We start from the raw sequence: 24,604 nt of genomic DNA, 5'->3' as shown, positions 1-24,604 counted from the left end.
TCACGACGGTCGTCGCGGCGGAAGCCACCACGGTCGCCCCGGTCGTCACGACGGTCGTCACGGCGGAACCCGCCACGGTCGTCACGACGCTCGAAGGAACGGCCGCCACGGTCGTCACGACGGTCGTCGCGGCGGAAGCCACCACGGTCGCCCCGGTCGTCACGACGGTCGTCACGGCGGAACCCGCCACGGTCGTCACGACGCTCGAACGAACGCCCACCGCGGTCGTCACGACGCTCGAAGGAACGGTCCCGGCCGTTCCCGCTCCGCTCGGTCCGCTCGGTGTTCTCCACCTCACGCGGGCCCGACGACTGTGCCGGCAGCGAGATCTCGGCCTCGGCGGCGGCGGTGGCCACCTCGGCCAGCACCGTCTCCGGGTCCTCGCCCCGCTCCCGCGCGACCCTGGCGACCAGCCGGTCCGCCTCCTCGCGCAGCTCCGTGGCACGGCGCTGGGCGCGCTCCAGCTCCTTGGTGAGCTGGGCGACCTCACGCTCGGCCTGCTGCGCGGCGTTGCCCGCGGACTCGGCCTGGACCTCGGTCATCGACCGGGCACCGGTGATCTCGGCGACCTCCGGCTCGAAGGCCGCGCCGCCCTGGATGATGTGGCGCGTGGCGTCGACGCCCGCGTCCTCCATCAGCCGGAAGATCTGGCGGCGCTGGTGCGGCAGGGACAGCGAGACGACCGTGCCGGTGCGGCCGGCGCGGGCCGTACGGCCGGCGCGGTGCAGGTAGTCCTTGTGGTCGCCGGCCGGGTCCACGTTCAGCACCAGGTCGATGCCGTCGACGTGGATGCCGCGCGCGGCGACGTCGGTGGCGACCAGGACGTTGACGTAACCGTCCTTGAAGTCGGCCAGCGTGCGGGTGCGCGCGCCCTGGGTCATGCCGCCGTGCAGGGCGTCCGCCTTCACGCCCGCGTCGCGCAGCTGCTCGGCGACGCGGTCGGCGCCCAGCTGGGTGCGGACGAAGATGATGGTGCGGCCCTTGCGGGAGGCGATGGCCGCGGTGACCGGCGCCTTGTCCTTGGGCTTCACGACCAGGATGTGGTGCGACATGGTCGTCACGGCGCCCTGGGCGGCGTCGACCTCGTGGCTGACCGGGTCCTTGAGGTACCGGTCGACGAGGGTCTTGATCTCGTTCTCCATGGTCGCGGAGAACAGCATCCGCTGGCCGCCCGCCGGCACCTGGTCGAGCAGCTCGGTGACCTCGGGCATGAAGCCCAGGTCGGACATCTGGTCGGCCTCGTCGAGGACGGCGATCTGCACGTTCTCCAGGGAGCAGGCGCCGCGGTTGATGATGTCCCGCAGGCGGCCCGGCGTGGCGACGAGGATGTCGACGCCGCGCTCCAGGGCGTAGATCTGGTTGCCCATGGAGGTGCCGCCGCACACGACCTTCATCTTCAGCCCGAGGACGTCCCCGTAGGGCTGCAGCGCGTCGGCGACCTGCATGGCCAGCTCGCGGGTCGGCGTCAGGATGACGGCGCGCGGCTTGTGCTTCTCGGTGCGGCCGCCGGCCAGCGTGGCCAGGGCGGGCAGACCGAAGGAGAGGGTCTTGCCGGAACCGGTGCGGCCCCGGCCGAGGATGTCCTTGCCCTCCAGCGCGTCCGGGATGGTCGCGGCCTGGATCGGGAAGGGGGTGGTCACGCCGTTCTGTGCGAGCTTGCGCACGATGCCCTCGGGCAGGCCGAGTTCGGCGAAGGTGATCTCGGGGGTGTCGGCGGACCCGGAGGTCTCGACGACCTCGGGAGCCTCCTGGCCCTCGGAAACGCCCTCGGCGTTCTCGGGCACGACGACGTGATCAGTACTGATGATGGACATGCGAATGCGAAACCTTCCGGAGTCTCTCAGTCGGCACGCGCCCGTCAACTCCGTGAATCGCGATTCGCAATACGACCGCCTCGATGCGGTCCATCACGGCAAGGGAGAGTACGCGCCACACGGCGCGCTCTGCGGTGGCGCCGGGCAAATGGGATCAAACGATCTGCCACCATACGCACCCACCACCCCTGAAGGCAAACCGGGTAGCACATGCCCAGGTCAGCCGGTGCTTCGCCCCGTGTCCGGCGCCCGTCCACACCCCGTCTCCCGGCGTGCGCCCTCCGCCGTCCGGCCTACACCGGCACCCCGGCCTCCGGTGCCGGCTCCCGCTGCGCCAGCTGCGTCCCCGGCGGCTCGTGCGCCGACGAGGACGGCTCGGGCGTCGGCTCCGGCGTCGGGGAGGCGGGCGGCTCGGGAGGCGGGGTCGGCTCCGGGTCCACCGTCCGCGGGGGCTCGGGGTCGGCCGTCCGCGGGGGCGTCGGCTCGTCCGGCCCGCCCTGCGCCGGGGCGGAGCCCGCCGGGTGCGCGGAAGGCGAGCCGGAGGGAGCTGTGCCCTTGTCCTCGCCGTCCTTGCCGCGGCCCTTGCCCTTCCCCTTGCCGCGGTCGTCATCGCCCTTCTTCCCCTTGCCGTGGCCGCGCCCCTCGTCGGCCGCCGCCGGACCGTACCCGGCCGCGCCGCCCGACACCGCGGGCCCGCCGCCCGGGGCCTCGCCACCTCGCTCCCCGGCCGAGTGCGACGGCCTGGCATCCCCGCCGGACTCGTCACCGACGCTCATGCAGCCGGCGGCAGCGGCGACGGCCACCACCGTGGCGGCCAGACGGACGGGTACGGACAAGGGGCGCACGGGCGGCCACCTCCGGGGATCAGGAGTCGCCGTGCCCAACTCCCGTCACCCGCAGGAGGACACGCGCCCCGCGCCGCGGACCGTCACCCGGATCCAGGACCGTGAGCCGTCGGGCCGAGGTTCCCTCACCCGTACCCGAGGGCGTGCAGGCGCGCGTCGTCGATCCCGAAGTGATGCGCGATCTCGTGCACCACCGTCACCTCGGTCTCCGCGACCACGTCCTCACGGGTGTCGCAGAACCGCAGCGTCGGCCCCCGGTAGATGGTGATCCGGTCCGGCAGCACACCGGCGTACCACTCCCCGCGCTCGGTCAGCGGAGTCCCCTCGTACAGCCCGAGCAGCTCGGGATCGTCCGCCGGCGGTTCGTCCTCGACGAACACCGCGACGTTGTCCATCAGCCGCGTCAGCTCCGGCGGGATCCGGTCCAGCGCCTCGGCGACCAGTTCCTCGAACTCCTCGCGCGTCATCTCCAGCACAGGCCCATTGTCGGGTACGACACATCAGGTACGACACCGCCGCCACCGACCTCTCACCCCTCGCATATCCGCCCGGGGACACGGGCATACGGGAGCAATGGCCCGCGTCCCCGCCGCAGTCCTGCACGTTCTGGCCGAGGAGATGAACCGCATCCGCAGCGCTCCGCGCGCCCTCACCCGCCGCCACCGCGCCCGCCCGGCGCCCCCGACGGCGGAGCTCACCCCCCGTTCCCGCCCCTGGACCCGCGCCCTCGGCCTCGTCGCCGTCGTCCTGCTCGGGGCCTGGCTCGGCCTGCTGATCGTCGGCAACGTACGCGCCCCGGTCGGCCCCATGAACACGACGATGACCCTGCGCCCCTCCCTGACCGGCGGCACGAAGATCAACGTCTCCCCGCTGGGCGCGCTCCAGCTCGACAGCCACATCGCCCCCGTACGCCTCGACGTCAACGTCGACCAGCTCGACCCGGACCGCGCCCAGGCCCTCGTCGACCACCCCGAACGCCTCTCCGGCCTCCAGGACGAGGTCGCGAAGGACGTCGAGCACGGCACGCTCGACCTGGCCGCCCGCTCCTGCGTCGCCGTCGTCACCGGCGCCACCGCCCTCGGCCTCGCCGTCTACCGCCGCCCGCGCCGCGCCCTGGCGGCCGGCGGACTCGCCCTCACCCTCCTGGTCGCCTCCGGCGGCACCGCGTACGCGACCTGGAACCCCGACTCGGTCCTGGAGCCGAAGTTCTCCGGCCTGCTCTCCTCCGCGCCGTCCCTGGTCGGCAACGCGCGCAGCATCGTCACCGAGTTCGACGTCTACCAGAAGGAACTGGCCCGCCTGGTGACGAACGTGACCAAGCTCTACGACGTCACGTCCACGCTCCCCGCCTACCAGCCCGACCCGACGACGATCCGCGTCCTGCACGTGTCGGACATCCATCTGAACCCGGCGAGCTGGAAGATCATCGCCTCGCTGGTGGAGCAGTACCGGGTGAACGTGATCGTCGACTCGGGCGACACCATGGATCACGGCACGGCGGCGGAGAACGGCTTCCTGGACCCCATCGAGGACCTCGGCGCCCCCTACGTCTGGGTCCGCGGCAACCACGACTCCCGCGCCACCCAGGACTACTTGAAGGGCCTCAAGAACGTGCACGTCCTGGACGACGGCCGGGCCCGCACGATCGCCGGCCTGCGCTTCGCCGGCATCGGCGACCCGCAGTACACCCCGGACCGCTCGACGAAACCCGGCGCCGACGCCTCCCAGGAACTCGCCGGCGCCCGCCTGGCCTCCGCCCTGCGCGACCAGGCCCGGGCCGGCACCCCCGCGGACGTCGCCATCGCCCACGAGCCGTCGGCGGCCCGCGAGGTCGACGGGACGGTCCCGCTGGTGCTGGCGGGCCACGTCCACCACGAGGACATGAAGGTCATGAAGTACGGCACCCGGCTGCGCATCGAGGGCTCCACCGGCGGCAGCGGCCTGCGCGCCGTCGAGGGCAAGCACCCCGACCCGGTCCAGGCGTCGATCCTCTACTTCGACCGGGACAGCCGGCGCCTCCAGGCCTGGGACGAGATCGAACTCGGCGGCCTGGGCCTGACGACGGCCGAGGTCAGCCGCCATCTGCCGAAGGAGAACCAGCCGGGCGCGACACCGTCCCCGACCGGCACGGGCCCGTCCCCGACGGACGCCACCGGCACGCCGAGCAGCCCGGCTCCCGGCGCTCCGTAAACCGTTTTGGCGATACCTCCCGCCATCCCATATGCTTCTCACGTCCCCGACGCGCTGAGAAGCGCCCAGGCGGGCCGATAGCCCTCATCGTCTAGCGGCCTAGGACGCCGCCCTTTCAAGGCGGTAGCACGGGTTCGAATCCCGTTGGGGGCACGCAGTACCGTGTGCGACACTTGGTTCGCTGGTTCGCACACAGCCACTTGGTCCTGTGGAGCAGTTTGGAGTGCTCGCCACCCTGTCAAGGTGGAGGCCGCGGGTTCAAATCCCGTCAGGACCGCTGAGGTTTCACGTGAAACCTCGCGGCTGGGTAGCTCAGTTGGTACGAGCGATCGCCTGAAAAGCGATAGGTCGCCGGTTCGACCCCGGCCCCAGCCACAGTAAGGCCCCGATCTTCGGATCGGGGCCTTGTTGTTTGCGGTGCCTGTTTCCGGTGCCGCCGGTCCCGCCGGCTCCGCACCTCGCCGGGCCCCGGGCAAAAGCGTTCGCCAGGAATTTCTCGGGGATGCGATCCTGGAACCCGTATGTCTACGCACCCCGCCCCCGCCCTCGGCGCCCTCGCTCCCCGCCTGACCGAGCTGTCCCTGCGCGACGCGCACCGGCTCGGCCGGAGGCTCGAGGGTGCGCGGAAGATCCGTAAACCGGAAGCCCGTGCCGCCGTTCTCGCCGAGATCGAGGCGGAGGTGGCCAAGGCCGAGCAGCGCATCGGTGAGCGCCGGGCCCGCGTGCCCGTCGTCAGCTACCCCGAGCAGCTTCCGGTCAGCCAGAAGAAGGACGTGATCGCGGAGGCCATCCGTGATCACCAGGTCGTCATCGTCGCCGGTGAGACCGGATCCGGAAAGACCACGCAGATCCCGAAGATCTGTGTCGAGCTCGGCCGCGGCGTCCGCGGCATGATCGGGCACACCCAGCCCCGCCGGATCGCCGCGCGCACCGTCGCCGAGCGGGTGGCGGACGAGCTGGACACGCCCCTCGGTGAGGCCGTCGGCTGGAAGGTCAGGTTCACCGACCAGGTGAATCCGGACGCCACGTTCATCAAGCTGATGACGGACGGCATCCTGCTCGCCGAGATCCAGACCGACCGCGAGCTGCGCGCCTACGACACGATCATCATCGACGAGGCCCACGAGCGGTCACTCAACATCGACTTCCTGCTCGGTTATCTGGCCCAGCTGCTGCCGAAGCGGCCGGATCTGAAGGTCGTCATCACCTCGGCGACGATCGACCCCGAGCGTTTCTCCCGGCACTTCGGCGACGCGCCGATCATCGAGGTCAGCGGCCGGACGTACCCGGTGGAGGTGCGGTACCGCCCGCTCCTCGAGGAGGACGGCGACGACGCCGACCGCGACCAGATCACCGCGATCACCGACGCCGTCGAGGAGCTGATGGGCGAGGGGAAGGGCGACATCCTCGTCTTCCTCTCCGGTGAGCGGGAGATCCGGGACACCGCCGACGCGCTGGAGAAGAAGAAGTACAGATTCACCGAGATCCTGCCGCTGTACGCCCGCCTGTCCCACGCCGAGCAGCACCGGGTGTTCCAGCAGCACACCGGGCGCAGGATCGTGCTGGCCACGAACGTCGCCGAGACGTCCCTGACGGTGCCGGGCATCAAGTACGTCATCGACCCCGGTTTCGCCCGCATCTCCCGGTACAGCCACCGCACCAAGGTGCAGCGGCTGCCGATCGAGCCGATCTCGCAGGCCAGCGCCAACCAGCGCAAGGGCCGCTGCGGACGGACCAGCGACGGTATCTGCATCCGGCTGTACTCCGAGGACGACTTCAACGCGCGCCCGGAGTTCACGGACGCGGAGATCCTGCGGACGAACCTCGCCTCCGTCATCCTCCAGATGACCGCGGCCGGCCTCGGCGACATCGAGAAGTTCCCGTTCATCGACCCGCCGGACCACCGCAACATCCGCGACGGCGTGCAGCTCCTCCAGGAGCTGGGCGCGCTCGACCCGGAGCAGAAGGACGTACGCAAGCGGCTGACCGACACCGGCCGCAAGCTGGCGCAGCTGCCCGTCGACCCGCGCCTGGCCCGGATGGTGCTGGAGGCCGACAAGAACGGCTGTGTCCGCGAGGTCATGGTCATAGCGGCGGCCCTGTCCATCCAGGACCCGCGGGAGCGCCCCTCGGAGAAGCAGGCGCAGGCCGATCAGCAGCACGCCCGCTTCAAGGACGAGACCAGCGACTTCCTCGCGTTCCTCAACCTCTGGCGGTACGTGCGCGAGCAGCAGAAGGAGCGCGGCTCGTCGTCCTTCCGCCGGATGTGCAAGCAGGAGTACCTCAACTTCCTGCGGATCCGCGAGTGGCAGGACATCTACACGCAGCTGCGCACGGTCGCCAAGCAGATGGGCATCCAGCTCAACGACGCCGACCACGCCGCGCCCGACGACCGCGTGCACGTGTCGCTGCTGGCCGGGCTCCTCTCCCACGTCGGCATGAAGGACGTGAAGGAGGGCGCCAAGAACGAGTACCTGGGCGCGCGCAACGCCAAGTTCGCGATCTTCCCTGGCTCGGCGCTCTTCAAGAAGCCGCCGCGGTTCGTGATGTCCGCGGAGCTGGTGGAGACCTCCCGGCTCTGGGCCCGCGTCAACGCGAAGATCGAGCCCGAGTGGGTGGAGCCGCTCGCCGGGCACCTCCTCAAGCGCACCTACAGCGAGCCGCACTGGGAGAAGGACCAGGCGGCCGTGATGGCGTACGAGAAGGTGACGCTGTACGGCGTGCCGATCGTGGCGCAGCGCAAGGTGAACTACGGACGGATCGACCCGGAGGTCAGCCGCGAGCTGTTCATCCGCAACGCCCTGGTGGAGGGCGACTGGCGTACGCACCACAAATTCTTCGCGGACAACCGCCGGCTGCTGACCGAGGTCGAGGAACTGGAACACCGTGCGCGGCGCCGGGACATCCTGGTCGACGACGAGACGCTGTTCGACTTCTACGACCAGCGGGTGCCCGAACACGTCGTCTCCGGTGCGCACTTCGACTCGTGGTGGAAGCACAAGCGGCACGAGCAGCCCGACTTCCTCGACTTCGAGCGCGAGATGCTCATCAACGAGAAGGCGGGGGCGGTCACCAAGGACGACTATCCGGACTCCTGGCGTCAGGGGCCGCTGAAGTTCCGTGTGACCTACCAGTTCGAGCCGGGGGCGGACGCGGACGGTGTGACCGTCCACATTCCGCTCCAGGTGCTCAACCAGGTCACGGACGAGGGCTTCGAGTGGCAGATCCCGGGCCTGAGGGAGCAGGTCGTCACGGAGCTGATCCGGTCCCTGCCCAAGCCGATCCGCCGCAACTACGTGCCGGCGCCGAACTACGCGCAGGCGTTCCTGGAGCGGGCCGTGCCCCTCCAGGAGCCGCTGACGGTGACCATGGCGCGGGAGCTCAAACGCATGGTGGGGGTGCCGTTCGACGCGGAGGACTTCGACTGGGCCAAGGTTCCCGGCCATTTGAAGATCACGTTCCGGATCGTCGACGAGCGGCGCCGCAAGCTGGCCGAGGACAAGGACCTGGAGGCCCTGAAGCTCCGGCTGAAGCCGAAGGCGCGCAAGGCGCTGTCGCAGGCCGCGGCGGCCACCGCCGAGCGCAGCGGCGGCGAGTCCCTGGAGCGCGCCGGCCTGACGGACTGGACGATCGGCACGCTGTCCCGAGTCTTCGAGACGCGCCGGGCCGGTCAGCCGGTGAAGGCGTACCCGGCGCTGGTCGACGACGGGGACACGGTGTCCGTGCGCCTCTTCGACACCGAGGCCGAGCAGGCACAGGCGATGTGGAAGGGCACGCGCCGGCTGATCCTGCGCAACATCCCGGTCAATCCGGCGAAGTTCGCGTCCGAGAAGCTGACCAACCAGCAGAAGCTGGCTCTGTCCGCGAATCCGCACGGGTCCATCCAGGCCCTGTTCGACGACTGCGCGACGGCGGCGGCGGACCGGCTGATCGCGGACTTCGGCGGGCCGGCGTGGGACGAGGAGTCGTACCGGAAGCTCTACGACAAGGTCCGCGCGGAGATCGTCGACACGACCGTCCGTACGGTGGGGCAGGTGCAGCAGGTGCTGGCCGCCTGGCAGGCCTGTGAGCGCCGCCTGAAGGCCGTGCGGAGCCCCGCGCTGCTGCCGAACCTCCAGGACGTGCGGACGCAGCTGGACGGCCTGGTGAAGCCCGGCTTCGTCACGGAGGCCGGCATCGGGCGGCTGCCCGACCTGATGCGCTATCTGGTCGCCGCCGACCGGCGCCTGCAGCAGATGCCGGCCAACGTCCAGCGGGACACGACCCGGATGGAGAAGGTCCACGAGATGCGGGACGAGTACGCGTGGCTGCTGGAGCAGATGCCCCAGGGGCGGCCGGTCCCGCGGCAGGTCCTGGACGTCCGCTGGATGATCGAGGAACTGCGGGTCAGCTACTTCGCCCACGCGCTGGGGACGGCGTACCCGATCTCCGACAAGCGGATCGTGAAGGCGATCGACGCGCTGGCGCCGTAGCGGCGAGGCCGTGACGAGGAGCGCACGGAGGGTGAGTTCGACCCTGGGCCCACCCTCCTGTAGAGTCTCTTCTCGCAGCGCAACGCACGAAAAGCGCCGCAAAACCTGGTCCTGTGGAGCAGTTTGGAGTGCTCGCCACCCTGTCAAGGTGGAGGCCGCGGGTTCAAATCCCGTCAGGACCGCAGTAAGAAGGCCCGCACCGATCGGTGCGGGCCTTCTGCGTGCCGTCCGCAGGCCGGGGTGCATCGAACACCCCGGGAGCCCTCAGCGCCTCTCTCGCGGCCTTGACGGCGTCACATTCGCTCGGTACTCCAAAGGCAGGGCACGTTCTCCGTACGGCCCTGGAGGTGGCGTATGGCGGCATCGGTCAGGCACGAGACGGGGGCACTGCTCCGCGCGCATCTGTCGGCCGCGTCGTCGTACCGCCATCTGACGCGCCACTGTCCGATCTGCCACCGGCTGCTGCGACTGGCGTGGGACTCCACCGCTCCGCCGGCCCAGCCCCCGCCCCCGCCCTCGCCTCCGTCACCGACGGGCCGTCACGAGGCCGTCGAGGGCGAGAGCGCCGCCGCCACGTGAAGCACCCTCGGCCCCAACGCCCGTGCCCCGACGGGCTGGTGGAACCGAAGGCTCCTCTAGCGCACATATGCCAGAGCCAACAAGCGCCAGCACGTGTGACGGGTGTCACCGCATGAGTTTTTGAAACGGTGGCACTTACGCCTCTCCTACAACTGGTCGATTTAATATGTGCAATTGCACTCTCCCGGAGGCACTTCCGCACGTTCCCCCACGGCCCGCCCACAGCGGATCCGACAGCCTCCCCCAGACTCCGACAAGGCCGCTCTCAGCGGGCCGTCACGCGGCACAAAAAAATCGCGCTGGACCCGGCGGAGTCCAGCGCGATCAACGACGTACCCGACCGGTCGTCCGACATGTTCGAACGGCTTGGGCGTGGGGCCTGTTGGGGCAGGACCCGCGTCGGTTGGAGCTGTGGTCACAGGCGGCTCGACAGGTTGGGGGACCTGCCGTTCTGCCCGGTTATGCGGTTGTTCAGGCCTCGCTGCGCTGCTGCGGAATGCCCGCGAGCAGAGCGCGGACCTCGGCCTCGCGGTAGCGGCGATGCCCGCCGAGCGTGCGGATCGACGTGAGCTTGCCGGCCTTCGCCCAGCGCGTGACCGTCTTCGGGTCGACGCGGAACATGGTGGCGACCTCAGCCGGGGTCAGCAGCGGCTCGGCATCAGGGGTGCGAGCGGTCATGAGCGGCCTCCTCGGGAGAACCGAACCTTCTCGGTTCTTTCCTCTAAATTCTGCACCTTGACCCGCGTTGCCCGAAATGGCGGACGCGAGTCGAGTCGGTTATAGGACGAACGGCTTGTCCTCGGCACTACAACTACACCATCTGTCCAGCCGCGTCGGCCAAACCGATGGAATTGCCCTCCCAGGTGTTCATCAGCGACGGATGCCGATGGACCATGCCATAGCGGACAGTCACGCCACTGTGACGATCAGTCACAGGACGATCAGGAGTCACCAGACCCCCCAAAGCGTGCAATGCTGAGATTCCGCCCACAGTGCACCACAGCAGGACGGATGGAGCCCTCCCCGGACTCCTTGTCCTATTTTGGCATGAGGAGGGGGAAGGGGCGCAAGAGTGGCGTACGTGCGGTCCGTCACGCTTGACACATACGCCCGGATCGGGACTTCCGTCCCCTGGTGACGAAGTATCAGGTCACACCGAACAGGTGTCTGAGCGAGAGACGAAACCCCAAATCGGGCGGTACGTCAAACGTCAGTTCGCCGACCGCCGGTCCCGAACCGACCGCCACCGCTCCACCAGCCGCCCGTACGCGGCACCCGCCGTCGTCCCGTCCCCCCGGCGCAGCGCCTCGATGCCCTCGGCCACGTCCGCCGCCGAGTGGTCGGCCTCCAGCTCTCCGGCCGGCAGGGCGTGCACCAGTCCGCCGTAGTCCAGCTCCACCAGTGACCGCGGGTGGAACTCCTCGAGCCAGCGCCCCACGTCCACCAGGCCGTCGATCAGCGGCCCCTCGTCCATGGCCTCCTTCAGCGCCCGCAGCCCCCGGGCCACCCGCCGCCGCGCCTGGACCATCGGCGTCCGGTAGCGCAGCACCGGCGGCGCCGACCCGGCATCGTCGCCGCCCTTGTCGTACTCCCGCTCCTCGTCGGAGACCAGCACGAACCAGTTGATCGGCACCTGCCAGGTGGCCGTGCGGATCCAGGGGCGGGCGTCGGGGTTGCACTCCAGCCAGCGTTCGTAGTCCTGGCTGGTCTGGCGGCGTACGACCGGAGGGAGCAGGGCGTCCAGGACGGGCTCGGGGAAGTCCTCGGCCAGCTCCCCGAGCGCCTGCCAGCCGCGCAGCCGGGTCCGCCAGGGGCACACGCAGACCACCCCGTCGACCTCGGTCACGAAGGCGTCGCCGCTCTCGTGCACCGGTACCGGCACGGGCGGCGTGGGCAGCAGGTCGGCCAGGGAGCGGCGCAGTTCGTCCTGGTAGGAGGGCAGGTCGGTGCGGCGGGCGTAGCGGGTCCAGTGGCCGCGCTCCGGCTCGGGGAAGGCGGCCAGCGGCTCGTACACGCGCAGGTAGGCCGCGTAGGGGACGATCACCGAGGACACCTTGGGCACGCCTGCTCCCTCCCCCGCGCACCGCCTCGAAAACCTGCGGGAGCCGATCACAAACGCGCGGGAATCTCTGCAAATCGTCCCACGCCTGTACTCCGTGCGGAGGTGATCCTCGGCACTGTGCGGCGGGTGGGCCCCGCCAGGCTCTAATCTCATGCCACAGTCCCCGCCACCCGCACGGGGACCCGTCTCCACCCGCCGCACCTACACAGGAGTCACCACCGTGACCGACGTAACCGGCGCACCTGCTGATGTACTGCACACCCTGTTCCACTCGGAGCAGGGGGGTCATGAGCAAGTCGTGCTCTGCCAGGACCGTGCCAGCGGCCTCAAGGCCGTCATCGCCCTCCATTCCACCGCCCTGGGCCCCGCGCTCGGCGGTACGCGCTTCTACCCGTACGCGAGTGAGGCGGAGGCCGTCGCCGACGCGCTGAACCTCGCGCGCGGGATGTCGTACAAGAACGCCATGGCCGGTCTCGACCACGGCGGCGGCAAGGCCGTGATCATCGGCGACCCGGAGCAGATCAAGAGCGAGGAGCTGCTGCTCGCCTACGGCCGGTTCGTCGCCTCGCTCCACGGCCGCTACGTCACCGCCTGCGACGTCGGCACCTACGTGGCCGACATGGACGTCGTGGCGCGCGAGTGCCAGTGGACGACCGGACGCTCCCCCGAGAACGGCGGCGCGGGCGACTCGTCCGTTCTCACCTCCTTCGGCGTCTACCAGGGCATGCGGGCCGCCGCCCAGCACCTGTGGGGCGACCCGACACTGCGCGACCGCACGGTCGGCATCGCCGGCGTCGGCAAGGTCGGCCACCACCTGGTCGAGCACCTGCTCGCCGAGGGCGCGCACGTGGTCGTCACGGACGTGCGCAAGGACGTCGTACGGGCCCTCACCGAGCGGCACCCGTCGGTGATCGCCGTCGCCGACACGGACGCGCTGATCCGGGTCGAGAACCTGGACATCTACGCCCCCTGCGCCCTGGGCGGCGCGCTGAACGACGACACCGTGCCGGTACTGACGGCGAAGGTGGTGTGCGGCGCGGCCAACAACCAGCTTGCCCACCCGGGCGTCGAGAAGGACCTCGCCGACCGCGGGATCCTCTACGCGCCCGACTACGTGGTGAACGCCGGCGGTGTCATCCAGGTCGCCGACGAGCTGCACGGATTCGACTTCGAGCGGTGCAAGGGCAAGGCCGCGAAGATCTACGACACAACGCTGGCCATCTTCGCACGTGCGAAGGAGGACGGTATTCCGCCGGCCGCCGCGGCCGACCGGATCGCCGAGCAGCGGATGTCGGAGGCACGCGCGCGGCGCTGACCGGAGACGGCGCTCCGCACTCTCCGGAGGGTGATCCGGAGGCGGTATTCGAAGGTTTGAGCGGTACCCGCCGGCGGGCAGTTGGAGAGAACTCTCACTTCTCCCGGCGGGTCGACCGTCGAAACGTGGTTAAAATCGCCTTTGACCAGCGAGGACAGGGCGCCTCGAAGGTCCTGGGCGTAGCCACGTCCTGCGGGCGACGTACCGTATGGGCGTGGGCTCAGGTACCGTGGAAGCCCTACGGACCGGTCTCTCCACGGAGAGCCCGTTCCGGACCATGAACGCGTGTCAAGACTCTGGGGCCGTCGAGCCCCGTCGTTGAGGGGGTCGAGCCATGGGGCGCGGCCGGGCCAAGGCCAAGCAGACGAAGGTCGCCCGCCAGCTGAAGTACAACAGCGGTGGGACTGATCTCTCCCGCCTGGCCGAGGAGCTGGGCGCATCGACGTCGAGTCCGCAACCGCCTAACGGCGAGCGGTTCGAGGACGATGAGCAGGACGACGAGCTGTACGCAAAGTACGCCGACCTCTACGAGGACGACGAGGACGAGGACGGCCAGTCCCCGCAGCATCGTCGCGGCGCTTGACCCTGCACTGAACACTCACCCGGTCGGTGACTCCCGTCACCGACCGGGTTCTGTGCTACCCGCATCGCCGTGCCGGGCTCGGCTCAGCGGGCGTAGTCGCCGGTCATCGTGGCGCCCGTTCCGTGGTCGCCGCGGGCCGTGATCTCGCCCGCCACCCAGGCGTCGACGCCGCGGTCGGCGAGGGTCGTCAGCGCCACGTCGGCGGACTCCTGGGGCACGACGGCGATCATGCCGACGCCCATGTTCAGGGTCTTCTCCAGCTCCAGGCGCTCGACCTTGCCCGTCCGTCCGACGAGGTCGAAGACCGGGGCCGGCGTCCAGGTGGAGCGGTCGACGGTCGCGTGCAGGCCGTCGGGGATCACGCGGGCCAGGTTGGCCGCGAGGCCGCCGCCGGTGACGTGGCTGAAGGCGTGCACCTCGGTGGTGCGCATCAGGGCCAGGCAGTCCAGCGAGTAGATCTTGGTCGGCTCCAGGAGCTCCTCGCCCAGGGTGCGGCCGAGGTCGTCCACGTGCGCGTCCAGTGCCAGACCGGCCTCGTTCAGCAGGACGTGGCGGACGAGTGAGTACCCGTTCGAGTGAAGGCCGGAGGCGGCCATCGCGACGACCGCGTCCCCCTCGCGGATACGGTCCGGACCGAGCAGCCGGTCGGCCTCCACGACGCCCGTACCGGCGCCGGCGACGTCGAAGTCGTCCGCACCGAGCAGGCCGGGGTGCTCGGCCGTCTCGCCGCCCACCAGGGCGCAGCCGGCCAGCACACAGCCCTCGGCGATGCCCTTGACGATGGCGGCGACACGCTCGGGGTGGACCTTGCCGACGCAGATGTAGTCGGTCATGAACAGCGGCTCGGCGCCGCACACCACGATGTCGTCCATGACCATCGCGACCAGGTCGTGGCCGATGGTGTCGTAGACGCCCAGCTGCCGGGCGATGTCGACCTTGGTGCCGACACCGTCCGTGGCCGAGGCCAGCAGGGGGCGGTCGTAGTTCTTGAGTGCGGAGGCGTCGAAGAGGCCGGCGAAGCCGCCGAGGCCGCCGAGGACCTCGGGGCGCTGCGTCTTCTTGACCCATTCCTTCATGAGCTCGACGGCGCGGTCGCCCGCCTCGATGTCGACGCCCGCGGCTGCGTAGCTGGCACCAGTTGTGTCAGGCATGACGATGAGAACCTTTGTGTCGTACGGCAGGTATTGCGGACGGACGGCTACGGGCGACGGATGGCGTCGGCGGCGGCCGTACCGGCGGGCCCGGCGGCCAGCTCGGTCTCCAGGAGCTGCTTGCCGAGCAGCTCGGGGTCGGGGAGCTCCATCGGGTACTCGCCGTCGAAGCAGGCGCGGCAGAGGTTCGGCTTGGCGATGGTGGTCGCCTCGATCATGCCGTCGATGGAGATGTACGCCAGGGAGTCGGCGCCGAGCGAGGTGCCGATCTCGTCGATGCTCATGCCGTTCGCGATGAGCTCGGCGCGGGTGGCGAAGTCGATGCCGAAGAAGCAGGGCCACTTCACGGGCGGGGAGGAGATCCGGATGTGGACCTCGGCGGCGCCGGCCTCGCGGAGCATGCGGACCAGGGCCCGCTGCGTATTGCCGCGGACGATGGAGTCGTCCACGACGACCAGCCGCTTGCCCTTGATGACTTCCTTCAAGGGGTTCAGCTTCAGGCGGATGCCGAGCTGGCGGATGGTCTGCGAGGGCTGGATGAAGGTACGGCCCACATAGGCGTTCTTCACCAGACCGTTGCCGAAGGGGATGCCGGAGGCCTCGGCGTACCCGATCGCGGCGGGGGTGCCGGACTCCGGGGTCGCTATGACGAGGTCGGCCTCGGCGGGGGCCTCCTTGGCCAGCTTGCGCCCCATCTCGACGCGCGAGAGGTAGACGTTGCGGCCGGCGATGTCGGTGTCCGGGCGGGCCAGGTACACGTACTCGAAGACACAGCCCTTGGGCTTCGCTTCTGCGAATCGCGACGTGCGCAGGCCGTTCTCGTCGATGGCGACGAACTCGCCCGGCTCGATCTCGCGGACGTAGGAGGCGCCGCAGATGTCGAGGGCGGCGGACTCGGAGGCGACGACCCAGCCGCGCTCGAGGCGGCCGAGGACCAGCGGGCGGATGCCCTGCGGGTCGCGGGCGGCGTAGAGGGTGTGCTCGTCCATGAAGACGAGGCTGAAGGCGCCCATGACCTGCGGGAGGACGCTGTGCGCGGCCTCTTCGATGGTCAGCGGCTTGCCGTCCTCGTCGACCTGGGCCGCGAGGAGCGCGGTCAGCAGGTCGGTGTCGTTGGTCGCCGCGACGCGAGTGGAGCGGCCTTCCTGCTTGGGCAGGTCGGCGACCATCTCGGCGAGCTGGGCGGTGTTGACGAGGTTGCCGTTGTGGCCGAGCGCGATGGAGCCCTGCGCGGTGGCCCGGAAGGTTGGCTGGGCGTTCTCCCACACGGACGCACCGGTGGTCGAGTAGCGGGCGTGACCGACCGCGATGTGACCCTGGAGCGAACCGAGCGAGGTCTCGTCGAAGACCTGGGACACGAGGCCCATGTCCTTGAAGACGAGGATCTGGGAGCCGTTGCTGACCGCGATTCCCGCGGATTCCTGGCCCCGATGCTGGAGGGCGTAGAGCCCGAAGTACGTGAGCTTTGCGACCTCTTCGCCCGGGGCCCAGACACCGAAGACGCCACAAGCGTCCTGGGGGCCCTTCTCGCCGGGAAGTAGATCGTGATTGAGTCGACCGTCACCACGTGGCACGCTCCCGAGTGTAGGCGAGATCGACCACTGGTCCGAATTGGGGATCCCGGCTCATGTGCGGATCACTTGTCGGCCACGGCTCGGACGACGGTGCCGTCTTCGCTGGTCAGCGTCAGGGTTTCGTGATCGATCCGGTAGCCGACCCGCCCCTCGAAGAAGCGGAGCATCCGCTTCTCGGCGTTCATGAGTGAGCCTTCGCACATCATTCGGGTGGTGGCCGGAGCGCCCAGGGTGATATGTCCGTCGCGGACGGTGGCCCGGGCGGTGACGTGGTTGCAGGCGAGGCGGCCGGAGACGGTGCCCGCCTCCTTGTCGAAGGTGAGCCGGGCGCTGCTCTGCCCGCCGGGGGCCGTGACGGTCCACTTCGTGCCGTACAGGGACGCGTCCTCGGGCCTGCTCAGCCGTACGGTGTCGCCGGCGGAGGTGGTGAGGGTCAGGCGGCCGCTCGCCGTGTCGGCGGTGAGGGGGCCGTCGGTGAGGACGCGGCCGAGGGACTTCTCGAAGTCCTGGGGCGTCTTCTCGCAGGCCCTCTCGGTGAACGCGGCGTCGCTCAGCCGGACGCGCTCGCCGTCGACGTCGGCGCGGGCGCTGAAGGTGTTGCAGCCGGTGCTGCCCGCCGCCTCACCGCTGTCGTCGATCCGGACCCGTGCCGTGTCCGGCGCCCGGTGGGTGGTGCCGTCGACGGTGACGCTGTCGATGCTCCACCGCACGCCGGTGAAGGGCCGGTCCGCGCCCACGGAGCCGCTGCCGCCGTCGGCCTTCTCGCTGCCGCAGGCCGCCGCGAGCGGGACGAGCACGGCGACGACTGCCATGGTCAGGGTCATGCTGCGCTGCTGCTTCTGCCTGTACATGCCGATTCGACGGAGGCGCGGAGGGTCTGGTTCCCCTCAGCTCAGCAGCGGCAGCAGCCCTCCGAGGTCGGCCCGCTCGCCGCTCGCGCTCACCTTGGCCTCCGCCACGGCGTCCTGCCAGGCCAGCCGCCCGGCCGCGAGCCGGACCCAGGTCAGCGGGTCGGTCTCGACGACGTTGGGCGGGGTGCCGCGGGTGTGCCGGGGGCCCTCGACGCACTGCACGACGGCGTACGGCGGCACCCGCACCTCCGTCGACCCGCCGGGCGCCTTCACGGCGAGAGCGTCGGCGAGCAGCCGGGTCGCGGCGGCCAGGGCCTGCCGGTCGTACGGGATGCCGAGGCCGGGCACGGCGGCGTTGAGGTCGTCGGTGTGGACGACGAGTTCGACGGTGCGGGTGACGAGGTAGTCGTCCAGCGGCAGCGCGCCCGCGTTGGTCTCCAGGAGCCGGCTGCCGGGATGCTCGGCGAGCAGCGCGCGCAGCCTCTCCTCGATGTCGGCGAGGTGGGCGTCGAGGTCGGGATGGTCCGCGGCGAGCCTCCGGGTGAAGTCGGCGATCGCGGCGGAGTTGCCGGCGGTGGCGAAGGGCCACTCGACGACCTGGGCGTCCTGCCGGGGCGGGGCGGGCCGGTCCACGGCGCGGTGCAGGGCGGTCAGGGCCATCGCGATGTGCGCCACCAGTTCCCGTACGGTCCAGTCCCCCAGCCGCGTCGGCAGCGCGAGCTGCTCGGGCGTGAGGGTGCGCACGGCCGCCCGTACGTGCCCCAACTGGGCGAACACGGCGGCACGGGTGCGGGCGGGGTCGTAGGTGCGGGCGCGTTTCCTGGCGGGCGGCATGGCGGTGAGCCTAGTGGGTGCGGAAGGCCGCGCTCTCGGGAAATACCAGGTCCGTGACCGGCCCTGGGAGCGGGAAACGGCCGCGAGGCCCCGCCCGGACGGATCCGGGCGGGGCCTCGCCGTTGCCGTGTGCCCGCGGTTACGCCAGCAGCGCCGGGATGGTGCCCTCGTGGGCCTCGCGGAGCTCGGACAGGGGCAGGGCGAACTCGCCCTGGACCTCCACCGTGTCCCCGTCCACGACACCGATGCGGGTGGCGGGCAGGCCGCGCGCGCCGCACATGTCGTTGAAGCGGAGCTCCTCCGAGCGCGGGACGGCGACGACCGCGCGGCCCGCCGACTCCGAGAACAGGAAGGTGAAGGCGTCCAGGCCGTCGGGGACGACCAGACGCGCGCCCTTGCCGCCGAGCAGCGCGGACTCGACGACCGCCTGGATCAGACCGCCGTCGGACAGGTCGTGCGCGGAGTCGATCATGCCGTCGCGGGAGGCGGAGATCAGGATCTCGCCGAGCAGCCGCTCGCGCTCCAGGTCGACCTTCGGGGGCAGGCCGCCGAGGTGGTCGTGGATCACCTGGGACCAGGCCGAGCCGCCGAACTCCTCACGCGTGTCGCCGAGGAGGTAGAGCAGCTGGCCGTCCTCCTGGAAGGCGACCGGCGTGCGGCGGGCCACGTCGTCGATGACGCCGAGGACCGCGACGACCGGCGTCGGGTGGATGGCCGCCTCGCCCGTCTGGTTGTAGAGCGAGACGTTGCCGCCGGTCACCGGGGTGCCGAGCTGGAGGCAGCCGTCGGCCAGACCGCGCACGGCCTCGGCGAACTGCCACATGACCGCCGGGTCCTCCGGCGAGCCGAAGTTCAGGCAGTCGGAGACCGCGAGGGGCTTCGCACCGGTGGTGGCGACGTTGCGGTACGCCTCCGCCAGGGCCAGCTGCGCGCCCGTGTACGGGTCGAGCTTGGCGTACCGGCCGTTGCCGTCCGTGGCGATCGCGACGCCGAGGCCGCTCTCCTCGTCCACGCGGATCATGCCGGAGTCCTCGGGCTGGGCGAGGACGGTGTTGCCCTGCACGAAGTGGTCGTACTGCTGGGTGATCCACTGCTTGGACGCCTGGTTCGGGGAGGACACCAGCTTCAGGACCTGGTCCTTGAGCTCCTCACCGGACTGCGGGCGGGGCAGCTTGCCCGCGTCGTCGGCCTGGAGCGCGTCCTGCCACTCCGGGCGGGCGTAGGGACGCTCGTAGACCGGGCCGTCGTGGGCGACGGTGCGCGGGTCGACGTCGACGATCTTGCCGCCGTGCCAGAAGATCTCCAGGCGGTCGCCGTCGGTGACCTCACCGATGACGGTGGCGATGACGTCCCACTTGTCGCAGATCTCGAGGAAGCGGTCGACCTTCTCCGGCTCGACGACCGCGCACATGCGCTCCTGCGACTCGCTCATGAGGATTTCCTCGGGCGAGAGCGTGGAGTCGCGCAGCGGGACGTCGTCGAGGGTGACGCGCATGCCTCCGGAGCCGTTCGACGCCAGCTCGCTGGTCGCGCAGGACAGGCCCGCGGCGCCGAGGTCCTGGATGCCGACGACGAGCTTCTCCTGGAACGCCTCCAGGGTGCACTCGATGAGGAGCTTCTCCTGGAAGGGGTCGCCGACCTGCACCGCCGGGCGCTTCGACGGCTTGGCGTCGTCGAAGGTCTCCGAGGCCAGGATCGAGGCGCCGCCGATGCCGTCGCCGCCGGTCCGGGCGCCGTAGAGGATGACCTTGTTGCCCGCGCCGGACGCCTTGGCGAGGTGGATGTCCTCGTGCCGCATGACGCCGATGGCGCCGGCGTTGACCAGCGGGTTGCCCTGGTAGCAGGCGTCGAAGACGACCTCGCCGCCGATGTTGGGCAGGCCCAGGCAGTTGCCGTAGCCGCCGATGCCGGCGACGACGCCGGGCAGCACGCGCTTGGTGTCCGGGTGGTCCGCGGCACCGAAGCGCAGGGGGTCCACCACGGCGACCGGGCGGGCGCCCATGGCGATGATGTCGCGGACGATGCCGCCCACGCCGGTCGCGGCGCCCTGGTAGGGCTCCACGTACGACGGGTGGTTGTGCGACTCGACCTTGAAGGTCACCGCGTAGCCCTGGCCGACGTCGACCACACCGGCGTTCTCGCCGATGCCGACGAGCATCGCGTCGTTCTGCGGGGCCTTCTCGCCGAACTGGCGGAGGTGGACCTTGGAGGACTTGTACGAGCAGTGCTCGGACCACATCACCGAGTACATGGCGAGTTCGGCACCGGTGGGCCGACGGCCGAGGATCTCCACGACCCTCTCGTACTCGTCCTTCTTCAGGCCCAGTTCGGCCCAGGGCAGCTCGACGTCGGGGGTCGCGGCCGCGTGCTCGACCGTGTCCAGAGGCGTCCGGCTCATGCGTTGACCAGCTTCTTGAGGATCGAGGTGAAGAACGGGAGGCCGTCGGTGCGGCCGGTGCCGATCAGCGGCTCGACGGCGTGCTCGGGGTGCGGCATCAGGCCGACGACGTTGCCCGCCGCGTTGGTGATGCCGGCGATGTCGTTGAGCGAGCCGTTCGGATTGAAGTCCACGTAGCGGAACGCGACGCGGCCCTCCGCCTCCAGCTCGTCCAGCGTCCGCCGGTCGGCCACGTACCGCCCGTCCATGTTCTTCAGCGGGATGTGGATCTCCTGGCCGGCGCTGTAGTCGCTGGTCCAGGAGGTGTCCGCGTTCTCCACCCGCAGCTTCTGGTCGCGGCAGATGAAGTGCAGGTGGTCGTTGCCGAGCATCCCGCCGGGCAGCAGGTGGGCCTCCGTGAGGATCTGGAAGCCGTTGCAGATGCCGAGCACCGGGAGACCGGCCTTCGCCTGGTCGATGACGGTGTCCATCACCGGCGAGAAGCGCGCGATGGCGCCGGCGCGCAGATAGTCGCCGTAGGAGAAACCGCCGCACAGCACCACGGCGTCGACCTGCTTGAGGTCCTTGTCCTTGTGCCAGAGCGCCACGGGTTCGGCACCGGCCACGCGGATCGCGCGCTGCGTGTCCCGGTCGTCGAGGCTGCCGGGGAAAGTGACGACGCCAATACGAGCGGTCACTTCACAGCCTCCGCGACTACATCCTCGGACTCGACCTTGACGGTGAAGTCCTCGATCACGGTGTTGGCGAGGAAGGATTCCGCAAGATCATGGATGCGGGCGAGGGCGGCCTCGTCGACCGGCCCGTCAACTTCCAGTTCGAAACGCTTTCCCTGGCGGACGTCCGAGATCCCTTCGAAACCCAGTCGCGGCAGTGCGCGCTGCACCGCCTGGCCCTGGGGGTCGAGGATCTCCGGCTTGAGCATGACGTCGACTACGACGCGTGCCACTGGCACTCCCGGTGTGTGGTGCTGAGCAGGTCCCTTCAGACTACCCGTACAAAATTTCTACGCGCGTAGCCTTGGAGGAAACTACGTGAGCGCTGTCACGATTCGGCATCGGGGGGAGACCCGCGCGAAAAGCTTCGGGAAAGATCCCGGATCCACCACGGACGCCTATTGCGCCGCAGACACGCGGAGAGATTTAGTCGGGCTTCCCATTGCAATGCCGGGCACTGTACAAATGAAATGTCATTAGCCGATACTTTGCCCAATTACAGGCGAACAGTCGGCATCATCGCGGTGTCCTGGCACGTCATCGCGGAGATGCCGCACGAAGGGACCGATATTCGTGGCGCAGCGTGTCGTGGTCACTCTCTTTGACGACATCGACGGCTCGGAAGCGGCGGAGACGATCGCCTTCGGAGTCGACGGCCGGATGTACGAGATCGACCTGAACGAAGCCAATGCCCGGAAACTGCGCAAGGCGCTCGAGCCCTACGTGTCGGCGGGCCGGAAGCGGTCGCGGTCCGGCAAGGCGTACCGGCAGACGGAGGTCGCCCCCGATCCGGCGGCCGTCCGGGCCTGGGCCCAGGCCAACAAGATGGACGTGCCCGCGCGGGGCCGGATCCCTAAGAGGGTCTACGAGGCGTTCGCCGAGGCGCAGTGAGCGGTCGCGCCCGGCGGCCACCCCGGCGCTCCGGCGACCGGCGCTCCGGCACGGGAACGCCGACGGCCGCTCAGCCGCCCCTCGCGGCAACCGACTTGCGCAGCACCCCGGGTGATCAGCTAAAGTCTGGAGCACGCCGAGGGGCGAGGCCGAAAGGCCCAGCTCACGGAACATGCGGGTGTAGTTCAGTAGTAGAACATCCCCCTTCCAGGGGGAAGGCGCAGTGTGCAATTCCTGTCACCCGCTCTGCATCGCCGTACCGGCCACTCGATTGGATCAGGTAGGCTGGTGCTCGCACCGATCGGTGAACGCCGGTCGGGGGCAATGCGGACGTAGCTCAGTTGGTAGAGCGCAACCTTGCCAAGGTTGAGGTCGCGAGTTCGAGCCTCGTCGTCCGCTCGGGAATCAGACCCCGGTCCTCCAAGGACCGGGGTCTTTTCGTGTTCCCCGGGGTGGCGCGAGGGACCGGGCCGCCGTCTGACATTTGTCATGCCGAGCGATGACGGCCCGCACTGCCGCGCGGCCCGCCGTCCCGGGATGCTTGGAGCATGCAAGCAAACGGACACGAACACGTGATCGAGGTCACCGACCTGCGACGTGTGTACGGGGGCGGGTTCGAGGCGGTGCGCGGGATCGACTTCTCCGTGCGCCGCGGCGAGATCTTCGCGCTGCTGGGCACCAACGGAGCCGGCAAGACCTCGACGGTCGAACTCCTCGAGGGCCTCGCCGCGCCGGCCGGCGGCCGGGTGCGCGTCCTCGGGCACGACCCGTACACCGAGCGGACCGCCGTACGTCCCCGCACCGGGGTCATGCTGCAGGAGGGCGGCTTCCCGTCCGAGCTGACCGTCGCCGAGACCACGCGGATGTGGGCGGGCTGTGTGAGCGGGGCCCGGCCCGAGGCGGAGGTCCTGGCGCTGGTCGGACTGTCGGGCAAGAGGGGCACCCGTGTGAAGCAGCTCTCCGGCGGCGAGCGGCGCCGACTGGACCTGGCGCTCGCGCTGCTCGGCGAGCCCGAGGTGCTCTTCCTCGACGAGCCCACCACCGGACTGGACGCCGAAGGCCGCCGCGACACCTGGGAGTTGGTGCGCTCGCTGCGCGACGGGGGGACGACGGTGCTGCTGACCACGCACTACCTGGAGGAGGCCGAGGACCTCGCCGACCGGCTCGCGATCCTGCACGAGGGCCGCATCGCCGCCACCGGGACCCCGGCCGAGGTGACCGCCACCCAGCCTTCCCGGATCTCCTTCGAGCTGCCCGACGGCTATTTCGTGGGCGACCTGCCGCCGCTCGGCGAGCTGGGCGTGAGCGACCACCAGGTCGACGGCCGGGTCGTCCGGCTGCGCACCCGGGAGCTGCAGCGGGCGGCCACCGCACTGCTGGTGTGGGCGGAACGGGCCGGCGTGGAACTGCGCGGGCTGGACGTGCGGTCCGCGTCCCTGGAGGAGGCGTTCCTGCGGATAGCGAAGGACGCGTCCGCGGGAAGCACGGCGACGAAGGAGTACGCGGCATGAGCGGCACCGGAACCGAGAAACGCACCGCGCGGACCGGCACGGCCGCCGGCACCACGCCGCTGGGCCGGATGACCGCGCTCGCCCGCGCCGAACTGACGCTGCTGGGACGCAGCAGGGGCACCCTGGTCGCCGCCCTGTTCGTGCCGCTGGTGCTGCCGCTCAGCGTGCGCTCGGCGGCCAAGGAGATGGACCTCGCCGGGGCCGGACTGACGGTGGGCACCGTCGTCCTGCCCGCCGCCATCGGCTTCTCCCTGCTGTTCGCCGTCTACTCGGCCCTCGTCGGCGTCTTCGTCGTACGGCGCGAGGAACTCGTCCTCAAGCGGCTGCGCACCGGCGAGCTGCGGGACGCCGAGATCCTGGGCGGTGCCGCACTGCCGGCCACCGTCATCGGATTCGTGCAGTGTCTGCTGCTGACGGCGGGCTGCGCGGTCCTGCTGGACCTGCCCGTGCCGCCCGCCCCGCATCTGGCCGTCGCCGGCGTGCTGTTGGGCCTCGTCATGTGCGCCTGCCTCGCGGCGGTCACCGCGGGCTTCACCCGGACCGGCGAGAGCGCGCAGGTCACGCCGATGCCGCTGATGATCGTCTCGATGCTCGCCTCCGGCGTGGTCGTTCCGCTGGAGCTGATGCCCGACCGGCTGGCCTCCGCCTGCGAGCTGCTGCCGCTGACGCCCGTCGTCACGCTGGTGCGCGGCGGCTGGACCGGCGACCTGTCGGCGTTCGAGGCACTGGGCGCGCTCGCCACGGCGGTGGCCTGGACGGTGGTCGCGGTGTTTGCTGTACGGCGGTGGTTCCGCTGGGAACCGCGACGCTGACGGCCGGGC

Annotated in this window: 20 protein-coding genes and 6 tRNA genes; 14 read left to right on the top strand and 12 right to left on the bottom strand. The window is 70.3% G+C overall.

What is annotated here, in order from left to right; translation table 11 throughout:
- From ACIRG6_RS19010 to ACIRG6_RS19000, 3 genes are all read right to left on the bottom strand, one after another.
- A partial coding sequence (locus tag ACIRG6_RS19010) for a DEAD/DEAH box helicase (protein ID WP_403323633.1) occupies nucleotides 1-1,814 on the bottom strand: 1,814 nt, incomplete at its 3' end.
- 293 nt (nucleotides 1,815-2,107) lie between these two features.
- Nucleotides 2,108-2,659, bottom strand: coding sequence for a hypothetical protein (locus tag ACIRG6_RS19005; RefSeq protein WP_403323631.1), 552 nt, complete (start codon nucleotides 2,657-2,659; stop codon nucleotides 2,108-2,110).
- Nucleotides 2,660-2,784: 125 nt separating this feature from the next.
- Complete coding sequence (locus ACIRG6_RS19000; protein WP_161165491.1) at nucleotides 2,785-3,135, bottom strand: metallopeptidase family protein; 351 nt, start codon at nucleotides 3,133-3,135, stop codon at nucleotides 2,785-2,787.
- 97 nt (nucleotides 3,136-3,232) lie between these two features.
- On the opposite strand from ACIRG6_RS19000, the gene ACIRG6_RS18995 reads away from it, so the two are divergent.
- From ACIRG6_RS18995 to ACIRG6_RS18965, 7 genes are all read left to right on the top strand, one after another.
- Entirely contained in the window at nucleotides 3,233-4,849 is a 1,617-nt protein-coding gene (locus tag ACIRG6_RS18995) for a metallophosphoesterase family protein (protein ID WP_364675132.1), read from the top strand.
- 80 nt (nucleotides 4,850-4,929) lie between these two features.
- A tRNA-Glu gene (locus tag ACIRG6_RS18990) sits at nucleotides 4,930-5,002 on the top strand.
- Nucleotides 5,003-5,051: 49 nt separating this feature from the next.
- A tRNA-Asp gene (locus ACIRG6_RS18985) sits at nucleotides 5,052-5,126 on the top strand.
- 24 nt (nucleotides 5,127-5,150) lie between these two features.
- Nucleotides 5,151-5,224: transfer RNA gene (locus tag ACIRG6_RS18980), tRNA-Phe, on the top strand.
- Nucleotides 5,225-5,370: 146 nt separating this feature from the next.
- Entirely contained in the window at nucleotides 5,371-9,321 is a 3,951-nt protein-coding gene (hrpA, locus tag ACIRG6_RS18975; RefSeq protein WP_403323627.1) for an ATP-dependent RNA helicase HrpA, read from the top strand.
- 107 nt (nucleotides 9,322-9,428) lie between these two features.
- Nucleotides 9,429-9,503: transfer RNA gene (locus ACIRG6_RS18970), tRNA-Asp, on the top strand.
- A gap of 172 nt (nucleotides 9,504-9,675) precedes the next feature.
- On the top strand, nucleotides 9,676-9,900 hold the full coding sequence (locus ACIRG6_RS18965; RefSeq protein ID WP_403323625.1) for a DUF6274 family protein: 225 nt from the start codon (nucleotides 9,676-9,678) through the stop codon (nucleotides 9,898-9,900).
- Between the two features lie 471 nt (nucleotides 9,901-10,371).
- Here the strand turns inward: ACIRG6_RS18965 and bldC are convergent, their stop codons facing one another.
- Together bldC and ACIRG6_RS18955 are read right to left on the bottom strand one after the other, a co-directional pair.
- Entirely contained in the window at nucleotides 10,372-10,578 is a 207-nt protein-coding gene (gene bldC / locus ACIRG6_RS18960) for a developmental transcriptional regulator BldC (RefSeq protein WP_003949541.1), read from the bottom strand.
- A gap of 532 nt (nucleotides 10,579-11,110) precedes the next feature.
- A complete protein-coding gene (locus tag ACIRG6_RS18955; RefSeq protein WP_239765712.1) occupies nucleotides 11,111-11,962 on the bottom strand; it encodes a hypothetical protein in 852 nt (283 codons plus the stop codon).
- A 220-nt stretch (nucleotides 11,963-12,182) separates the two neighbouring features.
- On the opposite strand from ACIRG6_RS18955, the gene ACIRG6_RS18950 reads away from it, so the two are divergent.
- Entirely contained in the window at nucleotides 12,183-13,277 is a 1,095-nt protein-coding gene (locus ACIRG6_RS18950) for a Leu/Phe/Val dehydrogenase (RefSeq protein WP_350723719.1), read from the top strand.
- 334 nt (nucleotides 13,278-13,611) lie between these two features.
- The gene (locus tag ACIRG6_RS18945) at nucleotides 13,612-13,860 is read left to right on the top strand and encodes a DUF3073 domain-containing protein (protein ID WP_161165701.1); all 249 of its coding nucleotides are present in this window, start codon (nucleotides 13,612-13,614) and stop codon (nucleotides 13,858-13,860) included.
- 83 nt (nucleotides 13,861-13,943) lie between these two features.
- On the opposite strand, the gene purM is transcribed toward ACIRG6_RS18945, so the two are convergent.
- The 7 genes from purM to purS all read right to left on the bottom strand — a co-directional run bounded on the left by purM (nucleotide 13,944) and on the right by purS (nucleotide 21,614).
- Nucleotides 13,944-15,011 (bottom strand): phosphoribosylformylglycinamidine cyclo-ligase, encoded by a 1,068-nt coding sequence (gene purM, locus ACIRG6_RS18940; RefSeq protein WP_350723721.1) that lies wholly within the window; start codon nucleotides 15,009-15,011, stop codon nucleotides 13,944-13,946.
- Nucleotides 15,012-15,058: 47 nt separating this feature from the next.
- The gene (gene purF / locus ACIRG6_RS18935) at nucleotides 15,059-16,585 is read right to left on the bottom strand and encodes an amidophosphoribosyltransferase (RefSeq protein WP_189230317.1); all 1,527 of its coding nucleotides are present in this window, start codon (nucleotides 16,583-16,585) and stop codon (nucleotides 15,059-15,061) included.
- Between the two features lie 62 nt (nucleotides 16,586-16,647).
- A complete protein-coding gene (locus ACIRG6_RS18930; RefSeq protein WP_403323622.1) occupies nucleotides 16,648-17,436 on the bottom strand; it encodes an META domain-containing protein in 789 nt (262 codons plus the stop codon).
- A 36-nt stretch (nucleotides 17,437-17,472) separates the two neighbouring features.
- Complete coding sequence (locus ACIRG6_RS18925) at nucleotides 17,473-18,270, bottom strand: maleylpyruvate isomerase family mycothiol-dependent enzyme (RefSeq protein WP_364675145.1); 798 nt, start codon at nucleotides 18,268-18,270, stop codon at nucleotides 17,473-17,475.
- 139 nt (nucleotides 18,271-18,409) lie between these two features.
- Complete coding sequence (gene purL / locus ACIRG6_RS18920) at nucleotides 18,410-20,668, bottom strand: phosphoribosylformylglycinamidine synthase subunit PurL (RefSeq protein ID WP_239771020.1); 2,259 nt, start codon at nucleotides 20,666-20,668, stop codon at nucleotides 18,410-18,412.
- A complete protein-coding gene (purQ, locus tag ACIRG6_RS18915) occupies nucleotides 20,665-21,345 on the bottom strand; it encodes a phosphoribosylformylglycinamidine synthase subunit PurQ (protein ID WP_077800307.1) in 681 nt (226 codons plus the stop codon). The genes purL and purQ overlap by 4 nt, the downstream gene beginning before the upstream one ends.
- Nucleotides 21,342-21,614, bottom strand: coding sequence for a phosphoribosylformylglycinamidine synthase subunit PurS (gene purS, locus ACIRG6_RS18910; protein ID WP_161165708.1), 273 nt, complete (start codon nucleotides 21,612-21,614; stop codon nucleotides 21,342-21,344). The genes purQ and purS overlap by 4 nt, the downstream gene beginning before the upstream one ends.
- 340 nt (nucleotides 21,615-21,954) lie before the next feature.
- Between purS and ACIRG6_RS18905 the strand changes: the two genes are divergently transcribed.
- From ACIRG6_RS18905 to ACIRG6_RS18885, 5 genes are all read left to right on the top strand, one after another.
- Nucleotides 21,955-22,272: a histone-like nucleoid-structuring protein Lsr2 gene (locus ACIRG6_RS18905; protein WP_239771018.1), complete on the top strand. Its 318-nt coding sequence runs from the start codon at nucleotides 21,955-21,957 to the stop codon at nucleotides 22,270-22,272.
- A 174-nt stretch (nucleotides 22,273-22,446) separates the two neighbouring features.
- Nucleotides 22,447-22,518: transfer RNA gene (locus ACIRG6_RS18900), tRNA-Gly, on the top strand.
- 80 nt (nucleotides 22,519-22,598) lie between these two features.
- Nucleotides 22,599-22,671: transfer RNA gene (locus tag ACIRG6_RS18895), tRNA-Gly, on the top strand.
- Between the two features lie 149 nt (nucleotides 22,672-22,820).
- Entirely contained in the window at nucleotides 22,821-23,783 is a 963-nt protein-coding gene (locus tag ACIRG6_RS18890; protein ID WP_403323617.1) for an ABC transporter ATP-binding protein, read from the top strand.
- Nucleotides 23,780-24,595: an ABC transporter permease gene (locus ACIRG6_RS18885; protein ID WP_365020985.1), complete on the top strand. Its 816-nt coding sequence runs from the start codon at nucleotides 23,780-23,782 to the stop codon at nucleotides 24,593-24,595. The genes ACIRG6_RS18890 and ACIRG6_RS18885 overlap by 4 nt, the downstream gene beginning before the upstream one ends.
- Nucleotides 24,596-24,604 lie beyond the last annotated feature (9 nt).

It is taken from the genome of Streptomyces flaveolus, assembly GCF_044765825.1.
GTDB lineage: Bacteria > Actinomycetota > Actinomycetes > Streptomycetales > Streptomycetaceae > Streptomyces > Streptomyces flaveolus.
Note: the sequence above shows the minus strand (reverse complement) of the source record. Positions and strands in the feature narration are given on the sequence as shown.